This window comes from Enterobacter sp. SECR19-1250 (genome assembly GCF_013391025.1).
GTDB classification, from domain to species: domain Bacteria; phylum Pseudomonadota; class Gammaproteobacteria; order Enterobacterales; family Enterobacteriaceae; genus Enterobacter; species Enterobacter cloacae.
Genome location: NZ_JACASJ010000029.1, coordinates 21056 through 46538, shown reverse-complemented (window position 1 = coordinate 46538; position 25483 = coordinate 21056). Strand labels below are relative to the sequence as shown.

General features: G+C 56.9%; 20 protein-coding genes and 3 pseudogenes. 15 read left to right on the top strand and 8 right to left on the bottom strand.

Going from position 1 to position 25483, the window contains the following annotated elements:
• The first annotated feature begins 151 nt into the window (after window positions 1-151).
• Window positions 152-340: a lytic polysaccharide monooxygenase gene (locus HX884_RS27620; RefSeq protein ID WP_178328084.1), complete on the top strand. Its 189-nt coding sequence runs from the start codon at window positions 152-154 to the stop codon at window positions 338-340.
• Between the two features lie 21 nt (window positions 341-361).
• Here the strand turns inward: HX884_RS27620 and HX884_RS10075 are convergent, their stop codons facing one another.
• Genes HX884_RS10075 through HX884_RS10045 form a run of 7 tightly spaced genes read right to left on the bottom strand, consistent with a single transcriptional unit; the run spans window position 362 to window position 7195 of the window.
• Window positions 362-1291, bottom strand: a complete 930-nt coding sequence (locus HX884_RS10075) for an ABC transporter ATP-binding protein (RefSeq protein WP_178328083.1) — start codon at window positions 1289-1291, stop codon at window positions 362-364.
• Window positions 1284-2270, bottom strand: coding sequence for an ABC transporter ATP-binding protein (locus HX884_RS10070; protein WP_020688688.1), 987 nt, complete (start codon window positions 2268-2270; stop codon window positions 1284-1286). Before HX884_RS10070 ends, HX884_RS10075 begins: the two co-directional genes overlap by 8 nt.
• A complete protein-coding gene (gene ddpC / locus HX884_RS10065; protein WP_178328082.1) occupies window positions 2267-3163 on the bottom strand; it encodes a D,D-dipeptide ABC transporter permease in 897 nt (298 codons plus the stop codon). Before ddpC ends, HX884_RS10070 begins: the two co-directional genes overlap by 4 nt.
• Window positions 3160-4182, bottom strand: a complete 1023-nt coding sequence (locus HX884_RS10060) for an ABC transporter permease (RefSeq protein WP_013096543.1) — start codon at window positions 4180-4182, stop codon at window positions 3160-3162. The genes ddpC and HX884_RS10060 overlap by 4 nt, the downstream gene beginning before the upstream one ends.
• Window positions 4183-4204: 22 nt before the next feature.
• On the bottom strand, window positions 4205-5737 hold the full coding sequence (locus HX884_RS10055; RefSeq protein ID WP_178328081.1) for an ABC transporter substrate-binding protein: 1533 nt from the start codon (window positions 5735-5737) through the stop codon (window positions 4205-4207).
• A 15-nt stretch (window positions 5738-5752) separates the two neighbouring features.
• Window positions 5753-6328 (bottom strand): D-alanyl-D-alanine dipeptidase, encoded by a 576-nt coding sequence (gene ddpX / locus HX884_RS10050; protein WP_095455248.1) that lies wholly within the window; start codon window positions 6326-6328, stop codon window positions 5753-5755.
• Between the two features lie 12 nt (window positions 6329-6340).
• On the bottom strand, window positions 6341-7195 hold the full coding sequence (locus tag HX884_RS10045; protein ID WP_013096546.1) for a MurR/RpiR family transcriptional regulator: 855 nt from the start codon (window positions 7193-7195) through the stop codon (window positions 6341-6343).
• A 267-nt stretch (window positions 7196-7462) separates the two neighbouring features.
• Between HX884_RS10045 and HX884_RS10040 the strand changes: the two genes are divergently transcribed.
• The 14 genes and pseudogenes from HX884_RS10040 (at window position 7463) to dsbG (ending at window position 24144) form a co-directional block, all read left to right on the top strand.
• Entirely contained in the window at window positions 7463-8935 is a 1473-nt protein-coding gene (locus HX884_RS10040; protein ID WP_178328080.1) for a carboxylesterase, read from the top strand.
• Between the two features lie 91 nt (window positions 8936-9026).
• Window positions 9027-10238, top strand: a complete 1212-nt coding sequence (locus HX884_RS10035) for a diguanylate phosphodiesterase (protein ID WP_178328087.1) — start codon at window positions 9027-9029, stop codon at window positions 10236-10238.
• Window positions 10239-10326: 88 nt separating this feature from the next.
• Complete coding sequence (locus HX884_RS10030; protein WP_178328079.1) at window positions 10327-11220, top strand: aminoimidazole riboside kinase; 894 nt, start codon at window positions 10327-10329, stop codon at window positions 11218-11220.
• Between the two features lie 169 nt (window positions 11221-11389).
• Window positions 11390-12896: pseudogene (locus HX884_RS10025) on the top strand (carbohydrate porin).
• Window positions 12897-12963: 67 nt separating this feature from the next.
• Window positions 12964-14334, top strand: coding sequence for a sucrose-specific PTS transporter subunit IIBC (locus tag HX884_RS10020; RefSeq protein WP_178328078.1), 1371 nt, complete (start codon window positions 12964-12966; stop codon window positions 14332-14334).
• Window positions 14334-15740 carry a sucrose-6-phosphate hydrolase gene (locus tag HX884_RS10015; protein ID WP_178328077.1) on the top strand — a complete coding sequence of 469 codons (1407 nt, stop codon included), beginning with the start codon at window positions 14334-14336 and terminating at the stop codon, window positions 15738-15740. Before HX884_RS10020 ends, HX884_RS10015 begins: the two co-directional genes overlap by 1 nt.
• A gap of 28 nt (window positions 15741-15768) precedes the next feature.
• The gene (locus HX884_RS10010) at window positions 15769-16785 is read left to right on the top strand and encodes a LacI family DNA-binding transcriptional regulator (protein WP_020688679.1); all 1017 of its coding nucleotides are present in this window, start codon (window positions 15769-15771) and stop codon (window positions 16783-16785) included.
• Between the two features lie 97 nt (window positions 16786-16882).
• Window positions 16883-18433, top strand: coding sequence for a methyl-accepting chemotaxis protein (locus HX884_RS10005; RefSeq protein WP_178328076.1), 1551 nt, complete (start codon window positions 16883-16885; stop codon window positions 18431-18433).
• Between the two features lie 761 nt (window positions 18434-19194).
• The gene (locus tag HX884_RS10000) at window positions 19195-19614 is read left to right on the top strand and encodes a hypothetical protein (protein WP_013096556.1); all 420 of its coding nucleotides are present in this window, start codon (window positions 19195-19197) and stop codon (window positions 19612-19614) included.
• Window positions 19615-19619: 5 nt separating this feature from the next.
• A pseudogene (locus HX884_RS09995) lies at window positions 19620-20185 on the top strand (RNA polymerase sigma factor).
• A 90-nt stretch (window positions 20186-20275) separates the two neighbouring features.
• Complete coding sequence (locus tag HX884_RS09990) at window positions 20276-20647, top strand: hypothetical protein (protein ID WP_178328075.1); 372 nt, start codon at window positions 20276-20278, stop codon at window positions 20645-20647.
• Between the two features lie 47 nt (window positions 20648-20694).
• Window positions 20695-22724: pseudogene (locus HX884_RS09985) on the top strand (protein-disulfide reductase DsbD family protein).
• A 7-nt stretch (window positions 22725-22731) separates the two neighbouring features.
• Entirely contained in the window at window positions 22732-23343 is a 612-nt protein-coding gene (locus HX884_RS09980; protein ID WP_178328074.1) for a DsbA family protein, read from the top strand.
• 42 nt (window positions 23344-23385) lie between these two features.
• Window positions 23386-24144 (top strand): thiol:disulfide interchange protein DsbG, encoded by a 759-nt coding sequence (gene dsbG / locus HX884_RS09975; RefSeq protein ID WP_178328073.1) that lies wholly within the window; start codon window positions 23386-23388, stop codon window positions 24142-24144.
• 39 nt (window positions 24145-24183) lie between these two features.
• On the opposite strand, the gene HX884_RS09970 is transcribed toward dsbG, so the two are convergent.
• Window positions 24184-25476 (bottom strand): glycoside hydrolase family 10 protein, encoded by a 1293-nt coding sequence (locus HX884_RS09970; protein WP_095455242.1) that lies wholly within the window; start codon window positions 25474-25476, stop codon window positions 24184-24186.
• Between the last annotated feature and the right edge of the window lie 7 nt (window positions 25477-25483).

Sequence of the window (25483 nt, the reverse complement as noted above, 5' to 3'; positions counted from 1 at the left end):
CGCTCCGGATGAATATGATGATCTCATATCAGGAACTTGTTCGCACCTTCCCTAAGCCTGAGCCGGGCGAAGGCCCGGCTATCCCTTTAATATCGAAAAGCAATTAACCGTATTCCATTATCCTCTGGCATACCGGTAAAATTCATTCCTTGTGTTATTATCTCATTCAGATGGTACGAAAGCCGTACCCGGTCACTACAAACTCGATGTCAAATTACCGGAAGGTTATACCACCGGTAAGAAAGCCATTATTTATATTGCCTGGGCACGTCATGAAGATCCCGCGCGCGAGACCTTCTTCAGTTGCAGTGACGTGATTCTCAAAAATACAGCCGGCTAAAATTGCCGCGCTACGTGGCAATTAATCCACATTACGCCAGCAGCGCACGCTACGGCCCTCGTGTGAAGGTTGTAGCGGCTGCGGGCGTTCACACCCCTGCGTGGCCTGCGGACAACGGTCGCGGAAATAGCACCCCTCGGGCAGATGGCGGTTCCCCGGGAGCTCCGTTTTACGCAGCGCCAGGTTTTCATCCAGCGACTCACCGGTTCTGGGAACGGAATCGAGCAGCAGCCGGGTGTAGGGATGACGCGGCGTAACCAGCACCTGTGCTGCCGTGCCCAGTTCGACAATCTGCCCCAGATACATCACCGCCACGCGATCGCTCATGTGCCTGACAACCGAGACGTTATGGGATATCAGCACATAGGTCAGGTTGCGTTCCTGCTGTAGCTTCACCAGTAAATTGAGGATCTGCGCCTGTACGGAAATATCCAGCGCGCTGGTGGGCTCATCCAGCACGATGATGTCCGGGTCAGAGGAAAGAGCGCGGGCGATAGCAATACGCTGGCGCTGCCCGCCGGAAAAGGCGTGCGGCAGGCGGTCGAGATATTCCGGGCGGATACGGACCTGCTGCGCCAGGTTTTCAGCAAGCTGACGTCGTTCCCGTTCGCTGCTGCGTTTTTGCACCCACACCGGCTCGGTGATAATGCGCCAGACCGGCAGGCGCGGGTCAAGCGACGAGAGGGGATCCTGGAACACCATCTGCATACCGCCCGCGTGGTTTGTCCGTGCACACAGGCCGGCACTGGGTTTGAGCATCCCCATTAAAAGCTGCGCCAGCGTGCTTTTACCACAGCCGGATTCGCCAACAATCCCCAGCGTTTCGCCGCGATGGATCTGAAGATCCAGCCCGTTAAGAGCATGCACCTGTTCCGTGACCCGCCCCAGCCAGTTTTTGCGTGCGGGAAAGTTAACGTGCACGCGATCCAGTTCCAGCAGTACGTCAGACATGGGTTTTCTCCTGTTGCGGATACCAGCAGGCTGCCCGCTGGCCTTCGGCCCCCTGAGGCAGTAAGCGCGGCGTTTCAGTGCATTTTACGCCCGCAGCAAAACAGCGCTCCCGAAAAGCACACCCCCGCGGAAGCTGGCTAAGATTGGGCACCGTACCGGGGATGGCAGGCAGCATCTCGCGCGGCTCGCCGTTTTCAGGCGCACACTGCAGCAGGCCGATGGAATAGGGATGAACGGGATGGTGGATCAGCGTTTGCGTGGTGCCGCTTTCAATCACGCTCCCGGCGTACATGACATACATCCGATCGCAGAGCTGTGAAACCACCGCCATATCGTGACTGATAAACAGTACCGAGGTTCCGCTGGCCCGCGCTTTATGCTTCAGCAATCGCAGTACCTGTAGCTGGACGGTGACGTCCAGTGCGGTGGTCGGCTCATCGGCAATAATCAGTTCAGGCTCGCAGGAGAAGGCCAGCGCAATCATCACCCGCTGGCGCATGCCACCGGACAGCTCGAACGGATAACGTTCCATGACCTCCGCCGCATCCGGGATCTGCATCTCTTCCAGCAGGGTGATCGCTTTTTTTCCGGCATCACGCCGTGAAAGGGGCTGATGCTGGCGGATCACTTCCACCATCTGTTTGCCAATTCGTCGCGTTGGGTTCAGCGCTGTCATCGGCTCCTGAAAAATCATCGCCACTTTGGCACCGCGCCACTGGCGGAGTTGTTTCTCCGAAGCATTCAGGACATCTTCACCCAACAGTTTTACCTGCCCGCGATGGATCCGGTAACTGCCCTCCGGCAGCAGACGCATGGTCAGCATCGCCGTTACCGATTTTCCGGAGCCGGATTCGCCCACTACTCCAACAATCTCGCCGCGTTTGATCTCCAGCGATACGTGGTTCAGGGCGTGAACTTCACCGCGAAATATCGGGAAGCTCAGGTGTAAATCTTCAATGGTTAATACTGCTTCGCTCATGCCTGTTTTCCTCCCGATTTCGGATCCAGCAGGTCGCGAATGCCGTCACCAAACAGATTAAACCCGACGGCAGTGATCAGAATTGCCGCACCAGGAAAGGCGCAGTACCACCACTGGTCGAGCACATAGTTGCGGCCCACGGCCACCATCGCTCCCCATTCGGCGGTGGGCTGCTGTGCCCCAAGGCCGATAAAGCCCAGCGTGGCGGCCATCAGAATGGCGCTGCCAATATCCAGTGAGGCCTGCACGATCAGCGGTGGCAGGGCGTTACGCAGAATGTGCCAGCTGATCAAATGCCAGCGCGACGCGCCAAATGTGCGCGCGGCCTGCACATAGGTAAACTGGCGCACCACCAGGGTTTGCCCGCGCGCCAGGCGAACGTAAAACGGGATACGCACAATCGCAATCGCCAGCATGGCGTTAAACAGACTCGGCCCAAGCGCCGCCGCCAGCGCCATGGTCAGTACCAGGGAGGGAATGGAGAGCATAATGTCCATCACCCGCATAATGATGGCATCGCCGCGCCCGCCCAGCACGCCGGACAAACAGCCCAGCAGCGAGCCGATACTCCCGGCAATCACCACCACCGCCAGCCCGGCGGTAATGGATTGCTGGCTACCGACCAGCACGCGGCTGAACAGATCGCGTCCGACTTCATCGGTACCAAACCAGTGTTGCGCAGACGGGGCCTGCAACCGGGCAGTGAGATCCAGCGCGTTCGGATCATGGGGGACGATCCACGGTGAAGTTACCATCAGCAACAGCATCACCAGCATAATCACCCCGCCGATCAGCGTGAGCGGGCTTTGACGCAGCATCCAGAACAGCCTTGACCAGTCGATGCCCGGTTTCGTTGTGTTTACGGGGACGGGCGTTTCCTCAGTCAACATCATTCGGCACCTCCGCGCCCGATACGAGGGTCAATCCACAGATAGAGCAGATCAACCACCAGATTGACGACCACATAGGCCAGTGAAACCACCACGGCGAAGCCCATGACGGCAGGGAAATCCAGCGCCTGAATGGAGGTCACCACCCAGGCGCCCATGCCTGGCCAGGCAAAGACGGTTTCGGTCAGTACTGCACCATAAAGCAGATCGCCCAGCGCCAGCCCGAGTACGGTAATGGACGGGATCATCGCATTCGGCAGGGCATACCGCAGGACGATATACCAGCCCGGCAAGCCGCTGGCGCGGGCGGTGCGAATGTAATCTTCGCTGAGCTGCTCCAGCATGGCGGAACGTACCTGACGCGCCACGATGCCAAGATGAACAAACGCCAGCGTCAGTGACGGTAAAATCAGGTGTTGCAGGGCGTTGAAAAAGACCTCGCCGTTACCCTCCAGCAGGGCATCCAGCAGATAAAAGCCCGTCACGTGGGCCGGCGGGTCGAGCCAGTCGTCCAGCCTGCCGCCGCCGGGCAGAAGCTGAAGATGGCCGTAGAACAAGACGATGACGCCCAAACCCAGCCAGAAGGCCGGTGTGGAGATCCCGGTCATCGCCATCAGCCGTACCAGATGATCCAGCCAGCGGTTACGGTAGACCGCCGATAAAATCCCCAGCGGAACGCCGATCACCAGCGCCAGCAGCAGGGAACAGAACGCCAGCTCCAGCGTGGCAGGGAAGAAGGCTTTTAAATCTTCCGCCACCGGCCGCCCGGTACGGATAGAGGTCCCTAAATCGCCGTGCGCCAGGGCGTCCACATAGCGGCCAAACTGGATATAGAGCGGCTGATCCAGTCCCAGTTGCTGGCGAATGTTTTGCACAATCTCGTCGCTGGCACGGTCACCGGCCAGCAGGCGGGCCGGATCGCCGGGGATCAGGTGTGAAATGATAAAGGTGATGATACAGACACCGGCTACTACCAGGATTAACCCCCAGCAGCGCTGGCGCACAATGCTCCAGAACGTCATACACTTTCCCCCGGCGAAACCGTTACTTGCTCATGGTGGCGATGTTGAACACCTGCTCGAGCATTGGATTAAAGGTGAAGCCTTTGACCTCTTTGTTCATTGCCAGCTGGTAGTTCTTCTGGAACAGATAAACGTAGGCCGCTTCGTCAATCACAATCTTCTGCGCCTGCTGGTAATCGCGGGTGCGCTCCGCCTGGTCCGTGGTTTTCAGCGCCGCCTGCAGCAGGGAATCGACCTCTTTGTTCTCATAGAACGAGCGGTTGCCCGGCAGACCTTTTTTGTCCGACTCAAACCAGTAGTTCATGAACATGTACGGGTCGGCAAAGTCCGGGCTCCAGTTGCCAATGGCAATGTCATAATCGCCTTTACCCACGCGGTCGCGCATGGTGGCGTTAGCCAGTTTTTCCAGCTTGACGTTGATACCGAGCTTGCCCAGGCTGGCCTGAGTGGAGAGGGCGATAGGCTCCCAGTTCGGGTCGTTGTCCGAGTAGAGAAACGTCAGGCTGGCCGGTTTATCTTTGACTTTCTCCAGCGCCGCTTTCGCTTTGGCCTCGTCAAAGCTGTACTGCATGGCGGTGGCGTCAAAGCCCCACATGCCATTCGGGATCGGGCCGCGCATCTGCTTGCCGTTACCGCTGAGAATGCCTTTCACCATCCCCTGATAATCGGTTGCCCAGGAGACGGCGCGGCGCAAATCCACCTGATTCAGCGGCGCTTTGCTGTTGTTGAGATAGAGATAGGTCACGCGCAGGGACGGATACTCCGCCACGGCGACTTTGCCCTCCTGCTTGAGCGCCGAAAGCTGATCGACCGGCAAGGAGTCGGCAATATCCAGATCGCCACGGGAAAGCTGCAGGCGACGCGACGCGCTTTCACCGATAATTTTCACCGAGACGCGCTTAAAGTGGGGCTTATCACCCGCCCAGTGCGGGTTAGGCACCAGCACCAGCTGCTGACCTTTTTGCCAGCTCTTCAGCATAAATGGCCCGGAACCGGCGGTGTTCTGCGCCAGATAAGCTCGCGCGTCATCGGCGGCATTGGCCTTCAGTACGGCCGGGTTAATAATCGATGCACCGTCATTCGCCAGGGTATAGAGGAAGGGAGCAAACGGCTGGCTGAGGGTGAACTTCACCGTGTGGTCATCAACGGCGTCAATTTTGAGATCTTTCGGGAACGCTTCAGACGGCCCCTGGCTGAGCTTCAGTAGGCGCTCAAACGACAGTTTTACCGCCTCTGCGGTGACCGGCGTGCCGTCAGAGAATTTCGCGTTGCCCGTCAGGGTGAAGGTCCACTCTTTCTGATCCTCAGATGCCTTCCAGCCCGTGGACAGATCGCCTTCGACCTCCGTGGTACCAGGCTTGTACTTCACCAGACGCTGATAGGACGGATAGGTGACGGTCCAGTCGTTGTTATCAATGGTGATTGCCGGATCGAGGGTTTGCGGGTCGGCGGCTTTACCTATCACCAGCATGTCTTTCGGAACGGCGGCCTGCGCAGCAGGCATGCTCAGGGCCAGCGTGGCGGCGATAAGCGTCGTGAGAAGCGTTGTTTTCATGGCAGTGCTCCAGGTTTAAAGAGGGGGGTGCGTCAACGGAAAACAGGCGAAACGATCGTCAAGAAGGGGATAACTGGCGGCGTTTGGCAACTCGAAGTGCCACCATTCGCTGCCGATCCCCACAAAGCCGCCGCCAAACATGATGGCGTTAAGCAGCAGGCGGTTGCGCTGGGCGTGCGGCGGCACAGAGGGATGATACGGATGAGAACGGTCATCCATCTCATCAAACCCGGCCCCCATATCCAGCACGTTGTTATGTTCATCCATCAGGGTGACGTCGATGGCCGTGCCGCGGCTGTGATTGGAGCCAATGGCCACATCCACCACATATTCCGGGTTCGGGCACGCATCCCACAGCTGCGCCTGGGCCTGCTGAGGGCGATAGGCGTCGTAGACCACCAGTTTCAGTCCGGCGAGCGTGGCGATGCCAATCGATTTCGCCAGCGCGGTGGCGGCATCGGTATGCAGCAAACACAGCGCCTCCTGATAAATGGGACGGCCAGTCAGGTTGTCGGCGGTGGCGTATTTCAGATCGATATGCAACTCAGGAAACATTCTGGCGACATCAATCAGTTCACTCTCTTCGGGCATAGCTCCGCTCCTTTAGCGTTCGAATTGTCCAAACTCTTGTTGTAATTCACGGTTTATCGTCAGACGGTCTGCAAGCGCATCACCCAGCGCCTGGACCACGCCTGACAGCAGCAGGTTGAAAAGACAGCTCACAGGGGCCAGCGAATCCCAGAAGTGGCCGGTATCGGTTTTAACCTGCAATAAATCAATAGGGTAATCCCGCGCCCACGGACACCAGATATCGGTGATCAGGGCCATCGGAATACTTTTCTCACTTGCGACACGACAGTACTGCCGGGCAATGGCGGAATAGGCGCGGGTATCGGTCAGCACCACATAAGGGTGGTCAAAACCGGAGTTGAGCGATTCAACCCAACTGCCGGATAACCCCTCGGAGTAGCTCACGCGCGGGCGCAGATATTCCAGGTGGCTGAAGAAGGCGTTGGCAATCCCGCGCGTTGACTGAATACCCAGCACAAACACCGCCTCAGCATGGGTGAGCTGATGGACGATTTGCTTAAAGACATCGGTTTGTGCCAGCTGATAAACATGGGTGATTGCGTCCACCTCCAGTGAAAGGGAGTGCTGGAGGCGATCCGAGAGCGGACGCTGCTGTTGCCAGGAGTCCAGGCGTTCGTTCATTCCCCAGGGCTGATAAGGATCGCGCAGGCTTTTTTTGGCATCGTCCAGATTGCGATACCCCAGCTTGCGCAGGAAGCGCCCGACGGTGATCCCGCTGGTGCCGGTAGTCAGCGCCACGCTCTCTGCCGTCTCAAACGGTATCAGCGCGGCGTGCGCCAGCATCCAGCTTGCCACACGCTTTTCGCTGGGCGTCAGCTGGCTGAAGGTGGCTTCGATACGGTTCAGCATTTCAGGTTTGGTGGTCATTACCGCCTCGCTGTTAACCGGCTGTCAATGGCCGGAATTCTGTTACCTGGTTAACAATGCATGACGCGTGCCATGTTCACATGACGGCGAAAAGCCGCTGTGCTGTAAATTTCATGCAATATTTGATTAACCAATGATCAACATTTGTGCGGCGTAGTTCACTTTTGGTGCATTGTCGGATACGACAGAGATGAATTTGGTGAATACCTCAGCCCCTTCACATTTTTGATAAGATACAAACACAGTGACTAAGAGAAGGAACCCGGCATGGCGAATCTGCCCTGGCGTGTCAGCGTGCGCCTGATGGCTCTCGCAAAGAAAGTGGCGATGGTCATAGGGATTATCGTGGTTGTGCTGCTGGCAGTGCGGGTATATCTCTCGCAGCAGGGGCCGGCGTTACATCTCTGGCATACCTGGCGTGCGAATGAAATGAGCGTAAGCGAGCTGGATAAGGCGAACTTTGCTGACTATCTCGACCGGGAAAAGGCCATCTTCACCGACCTGGATAACGCGGTCACGGCAAAAACGAAGGGGGAGGAGCGTACCGCCTTAAACCGCTACTACCGTCAGAGCCTGGTTTGGCCCGGAAAATTTACTCCGGATGCAAATCGCTCGTTTGTGCTGATGCCTGCCGGTAAACCGCGTGGTGCAGTAGTTTTACTGCACGGACTCACCGATTCGCCCTATAGCGTTAAGCACCTTGCCGTTGATTATCAGCAGCGCGGATTTGTGGCCGTGGTGCCGCGCCTGCCCGGACACGGGACGGCGCCGGGGGCGCTGACAAACGTTGACTGGGAGATGTGGCTGGCGGCGACGCGTCTTGCCGTGCGCGAAGCCACCCGCCTGGCGGGGGATAACGTTCCTTTGCATCTGGTGGGTTATTCCAACGGCGGGGCGCTGGCGATGAAATACACCCTGGACGCGCTGGAGTCGCCTTCGCTGCGAAAACCTCAGCAACTGGTGTTGTTGTCACCGATGATCGGCGTCACGGCGTTTGCCCGCTTTGCCGGATTCGCAGGCTTACCGGCACTGTTACCGGCGTTTGCGAAAGCGGCTTGGCTGAATATCGCGCCGGAGTATAACCCTTACAAATACAATTCTTTCCCGGTAAACGCGGCGCGTCAGTCGTGGCTGTTGACGAAGGCGCTGCAGGAGCAGATTGGCCGCGCTGCACCAAACCACACGCTGGATCGGTTGCCGCCGGTACTGGCCTTTCAGTCGGTGATGGATTCCACCGTCAGTACCCGTGCGGTTGTCACGGGGTTATTCGACCAGCTTCCGGCCAATGGCAGTGAACTGGTGGTGTTTGATATCAACCAGGCGGCGAGTTTCCGCCCGTTATTCCGGCCGTCGTCGTGGACGGCCCTCTCTGAGTTGTTGCCGTCTGCGCAAAGACGTTACAGTGTCACGATTGTTACCAACGCCAGTGCGGAGCGTTTCGCCACGGTCGCGAAGCTCATCCCCGCAGGCAGCACAGAGGAGACCGTGGAGCCGCTGGCGCAGCAGTATCCGCCGGAGGTCTATTCGCTTTCGCATGTCGCCGTACCTTTCCCGCCTGATGACGATCTGTATGGCCGGCATCCTGCCGTGAAAAACCGCTATGGTATCAGCCTGTTGTGGGGAGAGACCTCCGTACTGAGCGTGGGTAAAGATGCCCTGATGCGGGTGACCTCAAATCCGTTTTACGACTACATGAAGATGCGGATCGACAACCGCATCGGGACGGAGGAAAAAGGGTGATCCCTTAAGCCGTTAATTTATTAGGTAGCGCTGGTGAAGTATGTTAAACAGTAACTTCCCCGGCGCCTCCCTTATTCTGGAACCCATTCCTGTGCTCACCACGCTGATTTATCGAAGCCAGTTACATTTATCCTGCCGGTCCGCGGAATTAAGCGCGCTGGTAGAACGAGCACGAAGCCGCAATGCCAAACTGAACATCACGGGTGTCCTGCTCTCGAACGGCTGTGACGTCCTGCAAATCCTTGAGGGCGCGGAAGAGAGCGTCGTGAAGTTGTTCCACAGAATTCGCGATGATGAGCGCCACAGTGGCGTCGTCGAACTGATGCGGGACTACGGCCCCCGCAGACGGTTTGACAATGTCGGCATGCTGCTGTTTGACCTGCAGGTCCAGTCCCCAAAAGAGGTGCTTGAGTCGGTTTTGCATTACAGCCAGCTGGAAAGCTATCTCATATCCGATGATCGGGTGTTCAAATTCATTCAGACCTTTATCACCGGGAAACATACCGGCCAGACGAGGAACCCGGTGGATGCGGGAAAATGGACGCTCGCATGTGAAAAAGCGCCCTTCGGTGAGGCCATGGGGTTGATTGCCGGTCAAATCTGTCAGTTTGCGCTGCAGCCGATAGTCGAGCCCTCGGAAGGGAAAATCAGTTCACTTGAAGCGCTTATTCGTGGCAACGATGGCGGGAGCCCGGAACATTTCTTCAAAACGCTCGATCAGGACAAGCTCTACGAAGTGGATCTGCAAACCAAAGCGTATGCCTTTGCGCTTGCGGAGAAACTGGGTATCGGCAGCCATAAAATTGCGGTGAATTTACTCCCCATGTCGCTGGTCAAGGTGCCCGGGGCGGTCGAGTTTCTGGTGGAGCAAATCAGACAACACGGGCTTCAGCCGGAGCAGGTGGTCATAGAAGTAACTGAAAACGAGATGATTTCCGGCTTTAACAAGTTCAACAGCGAGATCAAACAGCTTCGGGGTGAAGGTATTGGCCTGGCGATCGATGATTTCGGCTCCGGGTATGCGGGGCTTTCGCTGCTTACCCGCTTCCAGCCGGATAAAATCAAGATCGATCGGGAAATTGTCAGCAATATTCATCTCAGCGGCCCAAAACAGGCGATTGTCCGATCGATAGTGAGCTGCTGCACCGACCTTGAGATCACGCTGGTGGCGGAAGGCATTGAGAAGCTGGAGGAGTGGTGCTGGCTGGAATCCGCAGGTATTCGCCGTTTCCAGGGGTTTCTGTTTGCCCGGCCGCAGCTTAACGGGGTGGGCGATATTCACTGGCCACACCTGGTACGATAACGCTTTTTCCTTCCTGATTATTTCCCCTTTGGTCAGCCTGTGTTTAAATAGCTAAAACGGTTTAACATAGTTTAGCTGCGAGGATGACATGGATAAAATCTGGGTACTCGGTGATGCAGTGGTGGATTTACTGCCAGAGGGGGACGGCAAATTGCTGCAATGTCCCGGCGGTGCACCGGCAAATGTGGCGGTCGGCATCGCCCGACTGGGCGGAAAAAGTGCCTTTATTGGCAGGGTTGGCGACGATCCGTTTGGCCGCTTTATGCAGAAAACGCTGGCGGATGAGCAGGTTGATGTGCAGTGGATGCGCCTCGATCCGGCTCACCGCACCTCAACGGTGGTGGTTGATCTGGACGAACAGGGCGAACGCTCGTTTACGTTTATGGTTCGGCCGAGCGCCGATCTGTTTCTCGATTCCACCGATCTGCCGCCTTTCAGGGCCAAAGAGTGGCTGCACGTCTGCTCCATTGCGCTCAGCGCGGAGCCGAGTCGCTCTGCCACTTTTCAGGCGATGGATGCAATTAAAAAAGCCGGTGGTTTTGTCAGCTTCGACCCCAACATTCGCCCCGACCTCTGGCAGGATGAGGGCGATCTTCGCCGTTGCCTCGAACTGGCGCTACAGCGCGCGGACGTGGTGAAGCTCTCCGTTGAAGAGCTGACGTTTTTGACCGGCGAATCCCATATCGAAACCGGTCTGGCGGCGCTGATGCGCCATTGTCCGGCCCGACTGGTGCTGGTGACGCTGGGTAAAGAGGGGGTAATGGCCTGGCATGAGGGCATCACGACACACTATCCGGCCACACCGGTAGCGTGTGTTGATACCACCGGCGCAGGCGATGCGTTCGTCGCAGGGTTGCTGTTCGGCCTGGCCTCGTCAGGCCAGGATCTGGCAACAACCCTTGCACTGGCCCAGCGCTGTGGTGCACTGGCCACGACGGCCAAAGGGGCAATGACCGCGCTGCCGTACCGTCGCAACCTGTAATTCCTTCCTGGCCGCCGACCGGCGGCCTGAATTGTCGCCTCGATCACACTTACTAAAACGGTTTAGCAAAAAGTATTGCCGATCCAAAATTCACGGGTTTAGTATCAGCAACCTAAACCGGTTTAGCAATTTAGCATTATCAAAACACTTTTTTTAGGGATGCGACAAAATGTATAAAAAACGCAGACTTGCCGTGATGATTGGCATGCTGGCCGGTAGTACCTCTGTTTTTGCCCAGACCGATATGACAAGCATTGAATCGCGCCTGGCGGCGCTGGAACAGCGTCTTCAGGATGCGGAAATGCGCGCCCAAAATGCGGAGAAACGCGCGACGGCAGCAGAACAAAAAACGCAGCAGCTGGTTGCCGCCCAGCACCACCACCCAGGAGGTGGCCCAGCGTACCACGGTGCTGGAAAAGAAAGCCGATCAGAGCAGTGGTTTTGAATTTCACGGTTATGCCCGCTCAGGCCTGCTGATGAATGATGCGGCGTCCAGCAGCAAAAGCGGTCCGTATCTGACGCCTGCCGGGGAAACCGGGGGCGCGGTCGGTCGTCTGGGTAACGAAGCGGATACCTACGTTGAGCTAAATGTGGAACACAAACAGACGCTGGAGAGTGGGGCGACCACGCGCTTTAAGGCCATGTTAGCCGACGGGCAGAAGACCTATAACGACTGGTCAGCCGATACCAGCGATCTTAACATTCGTCAGGCCTTTGCCGAGCTGGGCAATCTGCCTGATTTCACTGGCGCGCTGAAAGGGAGTACCTTCTGGGCCGGTAAACGCTTTGACCGCGATAACTTTGATATTCACAGGCTGGATTCTGACGTCGTGTTCCTCGCCGGTACCGGCGGCGGTGTCTACGACGTGAAGTGGAATGATACGCTGCGCAGCAACTTCTCGATTTACGGGCGCAACTTCGGCAGCGAAGAGCAGATCGACAACAACGTTCAGAACTATATCCTCAGCATGAATCACTTTACCGGGCCATTCCAGCTGATGGTGAGCGGCCTGCGGGCGAAGGATAACGACGAACGCAAGGACAGCAATGGCGATCTGATTAAAACCGATGCGGCGAACACCGGCGTGCATGCCCTGGTGGGTCTGCACAATGACAGCTTCTACGGCCTGCGGGAAGGCTCAGCGAAAACGGCGCTGCTGTATGGTCACGGCCTGGGGGCAGAAGTTAAAAGCATCGGCTCTGATGGCGCGCTGCTGTCAGAAGCCGATACCTGGCGCTTCGCAAGTTACGGTGTCACGCCACTCGGCGGTGGCTGGCATATCGCGCCTGCTGTACTGGCCCAGAGCAGTAAAGACCGCTACGTCAAAGGCGACAGCTACGAGTGGGTTACGCTCAATACCCGCCTTATCAAAGAGGTTACGCAGAATTTCGCCCTGGCGTTTGAGGGCAGCTATCAGTACATGGATTTGAACCCGGAAGGCTACAAAGATCGCAACGCCGTTAACGGCAGCTTCTACAAGCTGACCTTCGCACCGACCTTAAAGGCGGGCAAAATTGGCGATTTCTTCAGCCGTCCTGAACTGCGCCTGTTTGCCACCTGGATGGACTGGAGCAGCAAACTGGATAACTACGCCAGCGATGACGCCTTTGGCAGCAGCGGCTTTAACGCTGGCGGGGAATGGAACTTTGGGGTCCAGATGGAAACCTGGTTTTAACCCTTCACGCTCCCGCCAGGCGGGAGCGTATCAAACATCATAAAAATGAAGTCAGGCAGAGGTAACTATGGATTTTGATAATATTTCCCGTGCGCTCATTCCGCTGCTCGGTGGCAAAGAGAACATCGCCAGTGCCGCGCACTGCGCAACGCGCCTTCGTCTGGTGCTGGTCGACGATGCGCTTGCTGACCAGCAGGCCATCGGCAAGGTCGAGGGGGTGAAAGGCTGTTTTCGTAACGCGGGCCAGATGCAGGTGATTTTTGGCACCGGCGTGGTGAATAAGGTTTACGCGGCTTTTATTCAGGCGGCAGGGATTGCTGAATCCAGCAAGTCAGAAGCGGCAGATCTCGCGGCGCGTAAGCTCAACCCGTTCCAGCGCATTGCCCGCCTGCTTTCCAATATTTTCGTACCGATCATTCCCGCCATTGTTGCGTCCGGTTTGCTGATGGGCCTGCTCGGAATGGTGAAAACCTACGGCTGGGTGAATGCCGATAACGCCATCTACATCATGCTGGATATGTGCAGCTCGGCGGCGTTTATTATTTTACCGATCCTGATTGGTTTTACCGCCGCGCGTGAGTTTGGCGGTAATCCCTATTTAGGCGCCACGCTAGGTGGCATTCTGACTCACCCGGCGCTGACCAACGCCTGGGGCGTGGCGTCCGGCTTCCACACCATGAATTTTTTCGGCCTTGAGATTGCCATGATTGGCTATCAGGGAACGGTGTTCCCGGTGCTGCTGGCCGTCTGGTTTATGAGCATTGTGGAGAAAAACCTGCGCAAGGTCATCCCGGATGCGTTAGACCTGATCCTGACGCCGTTCCTGACCGTCATTCTCTCCGGTTTTATCGCGCTGCTGATTATCGGCCCGGCGGGACGCGCGTTAGGCGATGGCATCTCCTTTATTCTGAGCACGCTGATTACCCACGCGGGCTGGCTGGCCGGTCTGCTGTTCGGCGGGCTCTATTCCGTGATTGTTATTACCGGCATTCACCACAGCTTCCACGCGATTGAAGCCGGGCTGTTGGGGAATCCGTCGATTGGCGTTAATTTCCTGCTGCCCATCTGGGCCATGGCGAACGTGGCGCAGGGTGGTGCGTGCCTGGCGGTGTGGTTTAAAACCAAAGACGCAAAAATCAAAGCCATTACCTTACCGTCGGCGTTCTCGGCCATGCTCGGCATTACCGAAGCCGCTATCTTTGGTATCAACCTGCGTTTCGTGAAACCGTTTGTGGCCGCGCTGATTGGCGGTGCGGTGGGCGGCGCATGGGTGGTGTCGGTGCATGTCTACATGACGGCGGTAGGGCTGACGGCGCTGCCGGGGATGGCCATCGTGCAGGCCAGTTCGCTGCTCAACTATATTATCGGCATGGTGATTGCCTTTGGCGTGGCGTTTACCGTCTCGCTGCTGCTGAAATATAAAACGGACTCTGAATAATGACATTACCTTCCCGCTGGCCTGCCGTGCTGCAGGCCGTGATGAAAGGCCAACCGTGCGCGCGTGCCGACCGCCACTACCCGCAGTGGCACCCGGCACCGGTGACGGGGCTGATGAACGATCCGAACGGTTTTATCTGGTTCGCCGGGCGCTACCATCTGTTTTATCAGTGGAACCCGCTGGGCTGCGATCACCGGTATAAATGCTGGGGGCACTGGAGTTCGCACGATCTGCTGCACTGGCAGCACGAGCCGATGGCGCTGATGCCAGATGAAGAGTACGACCGCAGCGGTTGCTATTCCGGCAGCGCCGTGGACAACAACGGGATGCTGACGCTGTGCTATACCGGCAACGTTAAGTTCGATGACGGCAGCCGCACCGCCTGGCAGTGCCTGGCGGTGGAACAACCGGACGGGACCTTTAAAAAACTGGGGCCGGTGCTGGCGCTGCCGGATGGCTACACCGGCCACGTGCGCGACCCGAAAGTGTGGCAGCACGACGGGCAGTGGTACATGGTGCTGGGCGCGCAGGATGTGCAAAAGCGGGGCAAAGTGCTGCTGTTCAGGTCTGCCGATTTGCACACGTGGGAATCGTGCGGAGAAATCGCCGGTCACGGCGTCAACGGACTCACGGATGCGGGATATATGTGGGAGTGCCCGGACCTGTTTGCCCTCGACGGGACGCACGTTCTGATCTGCTGCCCGCAGGGGTTGGCGCGTGAGCCGCATCGTTATCTCAACACCTATCCGGCAGCCTGGATGAGCGGGGCGTTTGACTATCAGCGCGGCGCATTTAAGCACGGTGCGTTACACGAACTGGATGCCGGTTTTGAATTCTACGCCCCGCAAACGACGCTGGCGGATGATGGCCGGCGGATCCTGATTGGCTGGATGGGCGTGCCTGACGGGGAAGAGATGCTGCAGCCCACCCGGGCACAGGGCTGGATCCATCAGATGACCTGTCCGCGAGAGCTGCGCTACCGCGACGGCAAGCTCTGGCAGACTCCGGTGCGTGAGCTGGAAATGCTGCGTGAAGAGGAACTGCACTGGCAGGGCAACGCCTGCGATGCGCCGGAGCTTGATGCCTCGCGCCTTGAGTTCGAGCTGAGCGCTGCCTGCGCGAAACTGGATTTTGCCGGTGCGCTGCACCTCACGGTCGATGGCAATGGCCTGCGTCTGGAACGTGCCAGCCTGCAAACGGGTGAGACGTTAACCCGCTACTGGCTGGGTGAGGTTCACCATCTGCGCGTTCTGTGCGACCGCTCCAGCGTCGAAATTTTCATCAACCACGGCGAAGGGGTGATGAGCAGTCGCTATTTTCCTGACCAACCGGCCCGGGTGCGATTCGAAGGTGCGTCCGACATCACATTACGCTACTGGTCGCTGCGCGGCTGCATGGTAGAATAGCGGTTTTGGCAGCCGGATCTAAGTCGTTGTGAGAAAAACAAAACGCGTCACCATTAAAGACATCGCGGAGCTGGCGGGGGTGTCAAAAGCCACCGCCAGCCTGGTACTGAACGGACGCAGCAAAGAGCTGCGCGTGGCGGAAGAGACCCGTGAGCGCGTGCTGGCCATTGCGAAAGAGCATCACTACCAGCCCAGCATTCACGCCCGCTCGCTGCGCGATAACCGCAGCCACACCATTGGTCTGGTGGTCCCGGAGATCACCAACTACGGGTTTGCCGTGTTTTCTCACGAACTGGAGACGTTGTGCCGCGAGGCGGGCGTTCAGCTGCTCATCTCCTGTAGCGATGAAAATCCGGGGCAGGAGACCGTGGTGGTCAACAACATGGTGGCGCGTCAGGTCGACGGGCTGATTGTTGCCTCCAGCATGCTCAACGATGCGGATTACCAGAAACTGAGTGAACAGCTGCCCGTGGTGCTCTTTGACCGCCACATGAATGACAGCTCGCTGCCGTTGGTGATCACCGATTCCATTACCCCGACAGCCAAACTGGTGGCCGACATTGCCCGCCAGCACCCCGATGAGTTTTATTTCCTCGGTGGGCAGCCACGGCTTTCCCCCACGCGCGACCGCCTTGAAGGGTTTAAACAGGGTCTGCGCGACGCGAACGTTACGCTGCGCCCGGAGTGGATCATTCACGGAAATTATCACCCGAGTTCCGGTTACGAGATGTTCGCCGAACTCTGTGCTCGCCTGGGGCGTCCGCCAAAAGCCCTGTTCACCGCCGCCTGCGGCCTGCTGGAAGGGGTGCTGCGCTACATGGGGCAGCACAATCTGTTGCAAAGTGACATCAGGTTAGCGAGCTTTGACGATCACTATCTTTACGATTCGCTCACGATCCCGGTGGATACCGTGCGCCAGGATAATCGTCAGCTTGCATGGCACTGCTTTGATCTGATTGGGAAATTGATCGACGGTGAAACACCAGAGCCCGTGCAGCGGAAACTGGATGCCACCCTGCAGCGGCGCTATAAAGCGGCAGAATAGCCCTGCCGGACGACGGGATACATCAATAACTTTAATTAATTTAAGTTTTGGTTTAGCCGATAACCATAAGGAATAATTTTCTTTGAGGTATCGGTTCATGTCGTTAAAAAAATCATCCCTGATTGTCTTTTTCTCGCTGCTTTTCTTCTTTATCGCCAGCACCCTCACCAGCGTTGGCCTCATCATCAAAAGTAATAACTCCCTGGATAACGTGAACAAAGAGATCCAGGTGGTGCTGTCAATTATTGATCCCATCAACCATAGCCGCACGCTGCGCGTCCGGGTGATGGAGTATGTGAAGATGGTAGAGGCGGGCGCATCAGCGGATGAATCTGCGAAACTCGCCGCAGTTAAAGAGGCACTGACCAAAGCCGATCGCGCCTTTGCTGCCTTTATGGCGTCTCCCCGTCTGACGGATGAAGCGCCGCTGGTAAGCGCTTATCAGGATGCCTGGCAGAATTACCGTAACCAGGGGCTGGCACCGCTCATTGATGCTGCCGCCGCGCACGATATTGCCAAATTCAACGCCCTGATACCGGAAGTCTCGCGCCTCGATCGTCAGTATGAGATTGTCCTCGACCAGGTTCTGGCCGTACACCAGGCCTATGCCAAAAGCCTGAACGAAGATGCGAGCAGCAACTTTGTTTCTGGCCTGGCGATTATCGCCGCTATCGCACTGCTGTTTGTGCTGGTGATTGTCGCCGTCAGCCTGCTGATGAAACGCCTTGTTCTGGTGCCGGTTAATCTGGCACGTGAACATTGCAGCCAGATTGCCGCAGGCAAACTCGATATTCCGGTGCCGGTGAAGGGGAATTCCGGCAATGAAATTGATCACCTGATGGGCTCTATGGAGCAGATGCGCCAGGCGCTGCTGGCAACCATTGCCCAAGTGCGTGACGCGAGTCATACCGTGACCCATGCCGCACAAGAGATTGCCTCCGGGAATATCGACCTGGCTTCGCGCACCGAGCAGCAGGCTTCTGCGCTAACCCAGACGGCAGCCAGCATGGAAGAGCTGAGCGCGACCGTCGCCAATAATACCGATAACGTCTATCAGGCCGGAAAACTGGTGCAGGACGCGGTGAAAAATGCCCACACCGGGGAGGCTGTCACGCGTGAAGTAATTGAAACGATGAATACCATCGCCGCAAACTCGAAGCGCATCGAGGACATCACCAGCGTGATCAACAGCATCGCTTTCCAGACCAACATTCTGGCGCTTAACGCGGCGGTAGAAGCGGCGCGCGCCGGTACCCAGGGGCGTGGTTTCGCCGTGGTAGCCAGCGAAGTTCGCACGCTCGCGCAGAAAAGCGCGGTGGCGGCCAAGGACATCGAAAGCCTGATTGCCCAGTCGGTTTCCAGCGTCAAAAACGGTGCCGAACTGGTGGGGCGCTCAGGGGAGGTCATTGACTCGATTATCAGTTCCGTCAATAAAGTGAACACGCTGATGGAGCAGATCTCTGTGGCCTCTGAAGAGCAAAGCCGCGGGATTAGTCAGGTCGGGCAGGCAGTGACGGAGATGGACGGCGTGACCCAACAGAACGCCGCGCTGGTGCAACAGTCCGCCGCGGCGGCCGCGTCGCTGGAAGAGCAGGCCCAGCAGCTCACGCGGAGTATTTCGAGTTTTAGTTTGCCAGTGCAGGCTTGATATTATTGTGGATTGTAAGCCGGGTAAGCGTAGCGCCACCCGGCAATAAACGCGGCTAACTTGTTGGTTTCAGCTTAATTTTGCCAAGTGTTTTGATTCAAAAACCGGTGTGACGGGCATTATCTTTGGCGATGTTTCGCTGATAGCCGATGTAGCCGAAGGCATACCAGTAGCGCCGGGCATAAAAAGAAAATTAATCCTGTCAGGAATGCGTCATCCCCATGAAAATGCAGTATGGCATTAAAAAATACGCCAGCAGCCACGCCGACCACTAATAAAAATATAAACACCCAAACAGTGTGGTACCAGAGGATATAATTCGTCAGTCTGCCTATCATTACTGGATTGCTCCTTTTTAATGTGTCTGTTTCTATTTCCTGCTGCAGGGTATGACGCTATGAATAATAGACAGAGATGTAATGATTACAAACTTTTAACTAAAAACAGTTAATTAAGCCTCGCTTTAGATTCTTGTTAAATAGAAGGTTTTTTGGGTGATTATAGGAATAGTCTCAACAACTGGAATAGGGCATTTAAAAAGCATCAATATCAAACCTGCTGAATAAATAACCTGATTTAAGAGCGCGAATAGATCGGCATTATTACGGGTTCTAATTTTTATGCTGTTTCCATTCGTCAGTCGCGAAAAGCGTAAACCACATTGACTACGATGTTTTTAAAAATTTTTAGCAATATTTTTGTTCCTCATCCGTCTACCTCATCACAAGCCATAATCAGTTACTGTAAACGAGGTCAACACCATGAGAGAGTTTGATATGCACGGCAGAGGTCACGGGCGCGGATTCGGTCGCCACCGTATGGGCAAGGGCTTAGTCATCGGCGCGGTCATTTTTATCGTGCTCGGCCTGCTGGTGATGTCCCTGTGGAACGCCTTACTCCCGGCGATCCTCGGCGTGAAAGCCATTGGCTTCTGGCAGGCGCTGGGCATTTTGATATTGAGCCGGATCCTGTTTGGTGGTCTGGGGTTCCGTCCGGGTATGTTTGGTGCGCACCGCCGGATGCACGAACGCTGGATGAACATGACGCCCGAACAGCGTGAAGCGTTCATGCAGCAGCGCCGGGAAGGATTTGGGCGCCATGGTCGCGGGCACTGTGGCTGGCACGGCCACCGTGACGACAAGCGTGAAGACAACGCGCCAAAAGCGCCGGACGCAGAGTGAGCGAGATGAAAACCGGGGAGGCGGGCGGATCCTTGCTGATGTCGGCGGTTAATGCCTGCCGCGCCCGGCTGAGTGCCTTTATTCGCGGAAGAACCCCGGTACGTGACGACGCCGACGATATTTTGCAGGAGATCACGTATCAGCTGATGAAGGTGGAACAGCCGGTCGAAAACGTTGCCGCGTGGCTGTTTCGCGCGGCGCGAAATGAGATGACCGACCGGGCGCGGAAAAAGCGTGAAGTGTCGCTCTCCGGTTATTTCAGCTTCACAGGCGAGGAGGATGACGATTTTCCGGAAGATGAGATCGCTGAAACCCTGTTCGGCGTTCCGCATACCCCGGAAGAGGAGTACCTCAAAACGCTGCTGTGGGAAGAGCTGGGCAGGCGCTGGCTGAACTGCCCGCAGCGCAGCGCGAGGTCTTTGAGAAGACGGAGCTACATGGCTACAGCATCAAATTGCTGGCCGGGGAAACCGGGGTTAGCGAGCAGGCGTTATTATCGCGTAAGCATAAGGCCGTGCTGTTCCTGCGCACGCGATTGCGGGATGTGTATGACGCGCTGACAGGGGGGTAATGTTCCCGGCAGACAAAACCTTACACTGTCGGGACTTGTAGATTCATCACTATCGTTTATGATCGGGGCGTCTTGTTATTTTGGAACGTTATGCGCAACCGTCAGCTTCTCGGTAAATGGCTTCTGATAATCACGTGTCTGGCAATGGCAATTTGCCTGGTTCAGCGTGCGGTTTATCTCAACCATTTTTTACAGGGGCTGGATCCTCAGGTGCAAACGCTCATGATGGCTGACGCCCCGGGTCAGGAGGCTGAACAGCCCGGCCCGTCGCCGTGTCAACTTGGCGCACAGTCTTTGCTTTGCGCCCAGCTGCTGTTTTTTGACGGTGCGCTACCGGCGATTATTATCTTCTTCGCTCTGCTGCAGTTGTTTACCCAACGGCGCACATTTCTCTCCAGGGAGCAGCCTGTCCAGGCACCGCCTCCCCGAATACACCTCAAAAACTGCGTTTTCCGTGAATGAAAAACATCGTCACCACACGATAATTTTCACTATTCACGGAGTAAAACATGGTTAACCTTTTCAGGGGACTCTTCCTCCTGTGGCTGTCCTGCATGGGTATTGCTCATGCGGCAGATACGGGCTGGCTGGTGTCACCGCAAAACGATCACGCCCGCATCCGCTTTCAGGCTGAGCGGGATCACGACCGCATCATCGGCCTGCTCAGCGTCGAGCTGCAGCCCGGCTGGAAAACCTACTGGCGTTCGCCGGGCGAGGGCGGCGTGGCCCCGAAAATCAGCTGGCCACAGGGCGTTAAGGATACCTGGTACTGGCCGGTTCCTTCCCGCTTTGATATCTCGGGCCTGACGACCCAGGGCTACCACGATAGCGTCACGATCCCCATCACGATCGCCGGGACGGACGCGGATGTGCTCGACGCCACGCTTACGCTCTCAACCTGCAGCAACGTCTGTCTGTTGACGGACTATAAGCTGCATCTGGATTTCCGCACGCCAGCGGATGCGGGCTTCCGTACGGCATTTGAAGACGCGATGCGTTCAGTACCCGGTGCGTCAGGCGTGTCGTCAGACTTCAGCGCCTGGTTATCAGACGGCAAGCTGATGATGACGGGCACGACGGAAGGCGAATGGGTCAATCCTGGGATCTATTTTGACCCGCTGGAGGGTGACATTCTGCCCGGTGAACCGGTGATTAAGCACACCGGAAACCGGCTTCAGATCGCGGTTCCGGTCACCGATGAGTGGGGCGATAAACCCACGACGCTTGCGGGGAAAACGCTGTCATTTGTCGTCACCAACGGCGATAAAGCCCAGCAAACGCAACTGACCGTAGGCGCAGCCCCTGCAGACGCGGTGCAGAGTGCGCCAGCGGGAACAGTCAAAATGCTGGCCTTTGCTCTGCTGGGCGGGCTGATCCTGAACCTGATGCCCTGCGTATTGCCGGTAATGGGCATGAAGCTCAGCAGCGTCCTGCAGGCGGGTACGGACACGCGGAAAATCCGGCTGCGTTTTCTGGCGACCAGTGCGGGTATTCTGACCTCCTTTATGCTGCTGGCCACAATGGTGACCGTTCTGAAACTCACCGGTGCGTCGCTGGGCTGGGGCATCCAGTTCCAGAACCCGTGGTTTATTGGGCTGATGGTTGCCGTGACCTTTATCTTCGCGCTGAACCTGTTTGGTGCGTTTGAGCTGTTTCTGCCTTCCGCCGCCACCGGACGGCTCGCCACAACGGGCGGAACCGGACTGACGGGCAGCTTCTGCGAAGGCGTGTTTGCCACGCTGTTTGCCACGCCGTGTTCCGCGCCGTTCCTCGGTACGGCCGTGGCTTTGCGCTGGGCGCACCGCTGCATTCCCTGTGGCTTATCTTCCTGATGCTCGGGGTGGGCATGAGCTTGCCGTGGCTGTTCGTGGCGCTGATCCCCAAAACCGCCTTGTTGCTGCCAAAACCTGGCCGCTGGATGAATACCCTGAAGGTGATTCTGGGGGGGATGATGCTGGCCTCCAGCCTGTGGCTGGTGACGTTGCTGAGTCTGCATCTGGGCGAGATGTTCAGCCACATCCTCATGCTGCTTCTGATTGTGGTCGCCATTGTGGTCTATGCCCTTCGCGGTCAGACATCATCGCCGCTGTTCTGGGTGGTGGTGATTGCGCTGGCCGTATTCGGGGGCTATCAGCTGCGCGGGATAGTGAACGCAACGCCGGTAACCACGGCTGAGAATAGCGAACAGACGATCCCGTGGCAGCCGCTCAGTGAGGAGGCAATCAGCGATGCTCTTGTGCAGGGGAAACGGGTGTTTGTGGATATCTCGGCGGACTGGTGTGTCACCTGCAAGGTGAATGAGCACCGGGTGCTGAATCAGCCGGAGGTTATCGCCGCGCTGCGCCAGCCGGATGTGGTGGCGCTACGCGGAGACTGGAGCCAACCATCAGAGACGATTGCGGCGTTTCTGAAATCACGCAACCGCTACGCCATCCCGTTTAACCAGGTGTATGGCCCTGGAACGCCGGAGGGCGACATCCTCTCGCCATTGCTGGACAAACGCACCCTGATGACCACCCTGAACAAGGCAAAAGGCTAACGCTGTTATGAAAAAAATCCTTATTACGTTTCTGCTATTTTTCGCGTCAGCCCAGGTGATGGCGGCGGACCCGATCACCCCGGATCAGGAGCAACGCGCTCAGAAGCTGGTCTACGATTTTCTGTTTAACGACCCGGATTCACCGCGTATCGGTGCCAAAAATCCAAAGCTGACGCTGGTGGTGTTTACGGACTACAACTGTCCATACTGCAAAAAATTCGATCCGTATCTGGAGAAGATCGTTGAGAAACATCCGCAGGTGGCCGTGGTGTTTAAGTTTCTGCCGTTCCGTTCGGAAAGTTCGCTAACCGCCGCGCGCGACGCGTTAACCGTCTGGCGTTCACACCCTGAGCAGTTTATGAAGTTCAACGAAACCCTGATGGCGAAAAAAGGGTATCACGATGACGCCAGCATTCAGGAGGCGCAAAAGCGCGCGGGCGTGAATGTTGCAACGCCGGATGATACGAGCCTGGTCACGGTAAAACGCAGCCTGATCATCGCCGAAAAACTGGGCATTCAGGGGACACCGGCCACGCTGATTGGCGAAGGGCTGTTACCCGGCTGGGTGCCTTTCGAACAGTTTGATGACATGGTCACCGATGCACTGAAAAACCGCTAACCTGAAGGGGGCCTCAGGCCCCCGAACAAACCGGAGAGGGACATGAAAAAATTACTGTTACTTTCGCTGCTGACCGCGTCAGGGCTGGCGCAGGCTGCGGATACTATACCTGATGTCGTGAAGACCTTTAGCGAGCAGCAGGAGATTACGATCCTCAAGAAGATCGACGTACCCGGTGGCGCACCCGCCTGGCTGGGACAATATCAGGACATGGGAGTGACGCTCTTTCTGACACCTGACGGAAAGCACGTTATTTCGGGTTATCTCTATGACGAGAAGGGTAAAAACCTCAGCGAGGGTATTTTCCAGAAAGAGATCTACGCTCCGATGGGACGCGAAATGTGGAAACAGCTTAACGCTGCGCACCCCCTGAAAGAGGGGGCGGATAACGCGCCACGCAAAGTGTTTGTCTTCGCCGACCCGTTCTGCCCGTACTGCAAGGCATTCTGGTCAGAAGCACAGCCGTGGGTGACGGCGGGTAAGGTGCAGCTCAATACGCTGCTGGTGGCGTTTCTCAACCCAAACAGCGGCCGTAACGCATCTGCGATCCTGAATGCAAAAGATCCGGTTACGGCGTGGAAGGAGTATGAACTGTCCGGCGGTAAAAAACTGCCTAAACCGGAAGGCACCGCCTCGCGTGAAACCGTGGCGATACTGCAAAAACACCAGGCGTTAATGGACAGTCTGGGGGCGAATGCCACACCGGCCATTTATTATCTCAATGACCAGAATGAGCTCCAGCAGGTTGTCGGTATGCCGGACGCGAAGCAGCTTGAGGCGATGTTCGGGCCGAAGCCGTAAAAAATCAGGCAGAAACAGGGCGTTTCTGCCTGACTGTACTTAGCTTCCCCAGCGTCCTTTCAGGTAGTTTACCGCCTGCTGCGTCTGCGGCTGGTTGAGGTAATCTTCGCGGAACAGGATCGTGCCATTCACGTTCGGCAGGGAGTCGTTGAGATCGAGCTGTTTTTTCAGCTCCGGCACGCCGCCCTGAACCGTCCAGTCCGGCTCATTTCTCGACGGCTCGCCCACTTTATAGAACGCAATGCCGATGTACAGACGGGTATGGGTCGGTTTCACCACGTCGGCCCACCATTTGGTCAGCACGTCATAGCGTGCCGCATCGCGGGAGAAAGGCCAGTAGATTTGCGGGGCAATGTAGTCCAGCAGCCCCTGTTGCACCCACTGACGGGTGTCAGCGTAGGATTCATCATACGCCGCCGCGCCACGGGTGTCGGATCCTGCCGGGTCAAAGGAGCGGTTACGCCAGACACCCGCCGGGCTGACACCAAATTCAACCTGCGGTTTTGTCTGTTTGATCGCCCGAGAGACCTGCACAATCAGCTGCTGCGTATTGTGGCGACGCCAGTCGGCTTTGGAGCTAAACCCCTGGCCGTATTGTCTGTAGGTCTGCGCATCATTCAGCGTTGAGCGGGGCGATTCGGCATAAAAGTAGTCATCAAACTGCACGCCGTCTATCGGGTAGTTCGCCACCACCTCGGTCACCACCCGGGTTATCCAGTCACGCACCTCCGGGATGCCCGGGTCGAGCACAAACCGATCGCCTGCGATGCGAACCCACTCAGGGTGCTGCACATAGACGCTGGACGGTTGTTGGTATGAGGTGCGGTTCAGCGCGGCGATGGTTGACGGTTTGGTATTGGTTGAAACGCGATAGGGGTTGAACCAGGCATGAACTTTCATCCCACGCTTGTGGGCTTCATCGAGCATAAACTGCAGCGGATCGTAGCCCGGATACTCGCCAATATTGCCGGTAAGCATATCTGACCACGGCAGGATTTTGGACGACCAGAGCGCGGTGCTGTCCGGTTTTACCTGGAAAAACACCGTGTTAATTCCCAGGCGTTTCAGATTGTCGAGTTTGTCGATCAGCGCCTGTTTTTGCATCGCAATACGCTGGTCAGCACTGCGGCCATTCACCGACGCGACCGGCGGCCAGTCGAGACGGGAGACAGTTGCCAGCCAGATCCCACGCATCGGCTCGTTTGCCTGCTGCGTCGGTTTGCCTGGGGTCGGGAGCGGTGTGACCAGCGACTTTGGGGGTTTTGAGGAGCAACTAACAAGTAAAAGCGCGCAGCCAAGCAGCGCACCAGTCCGTTTTACATGTCGCATCATTTGCGTA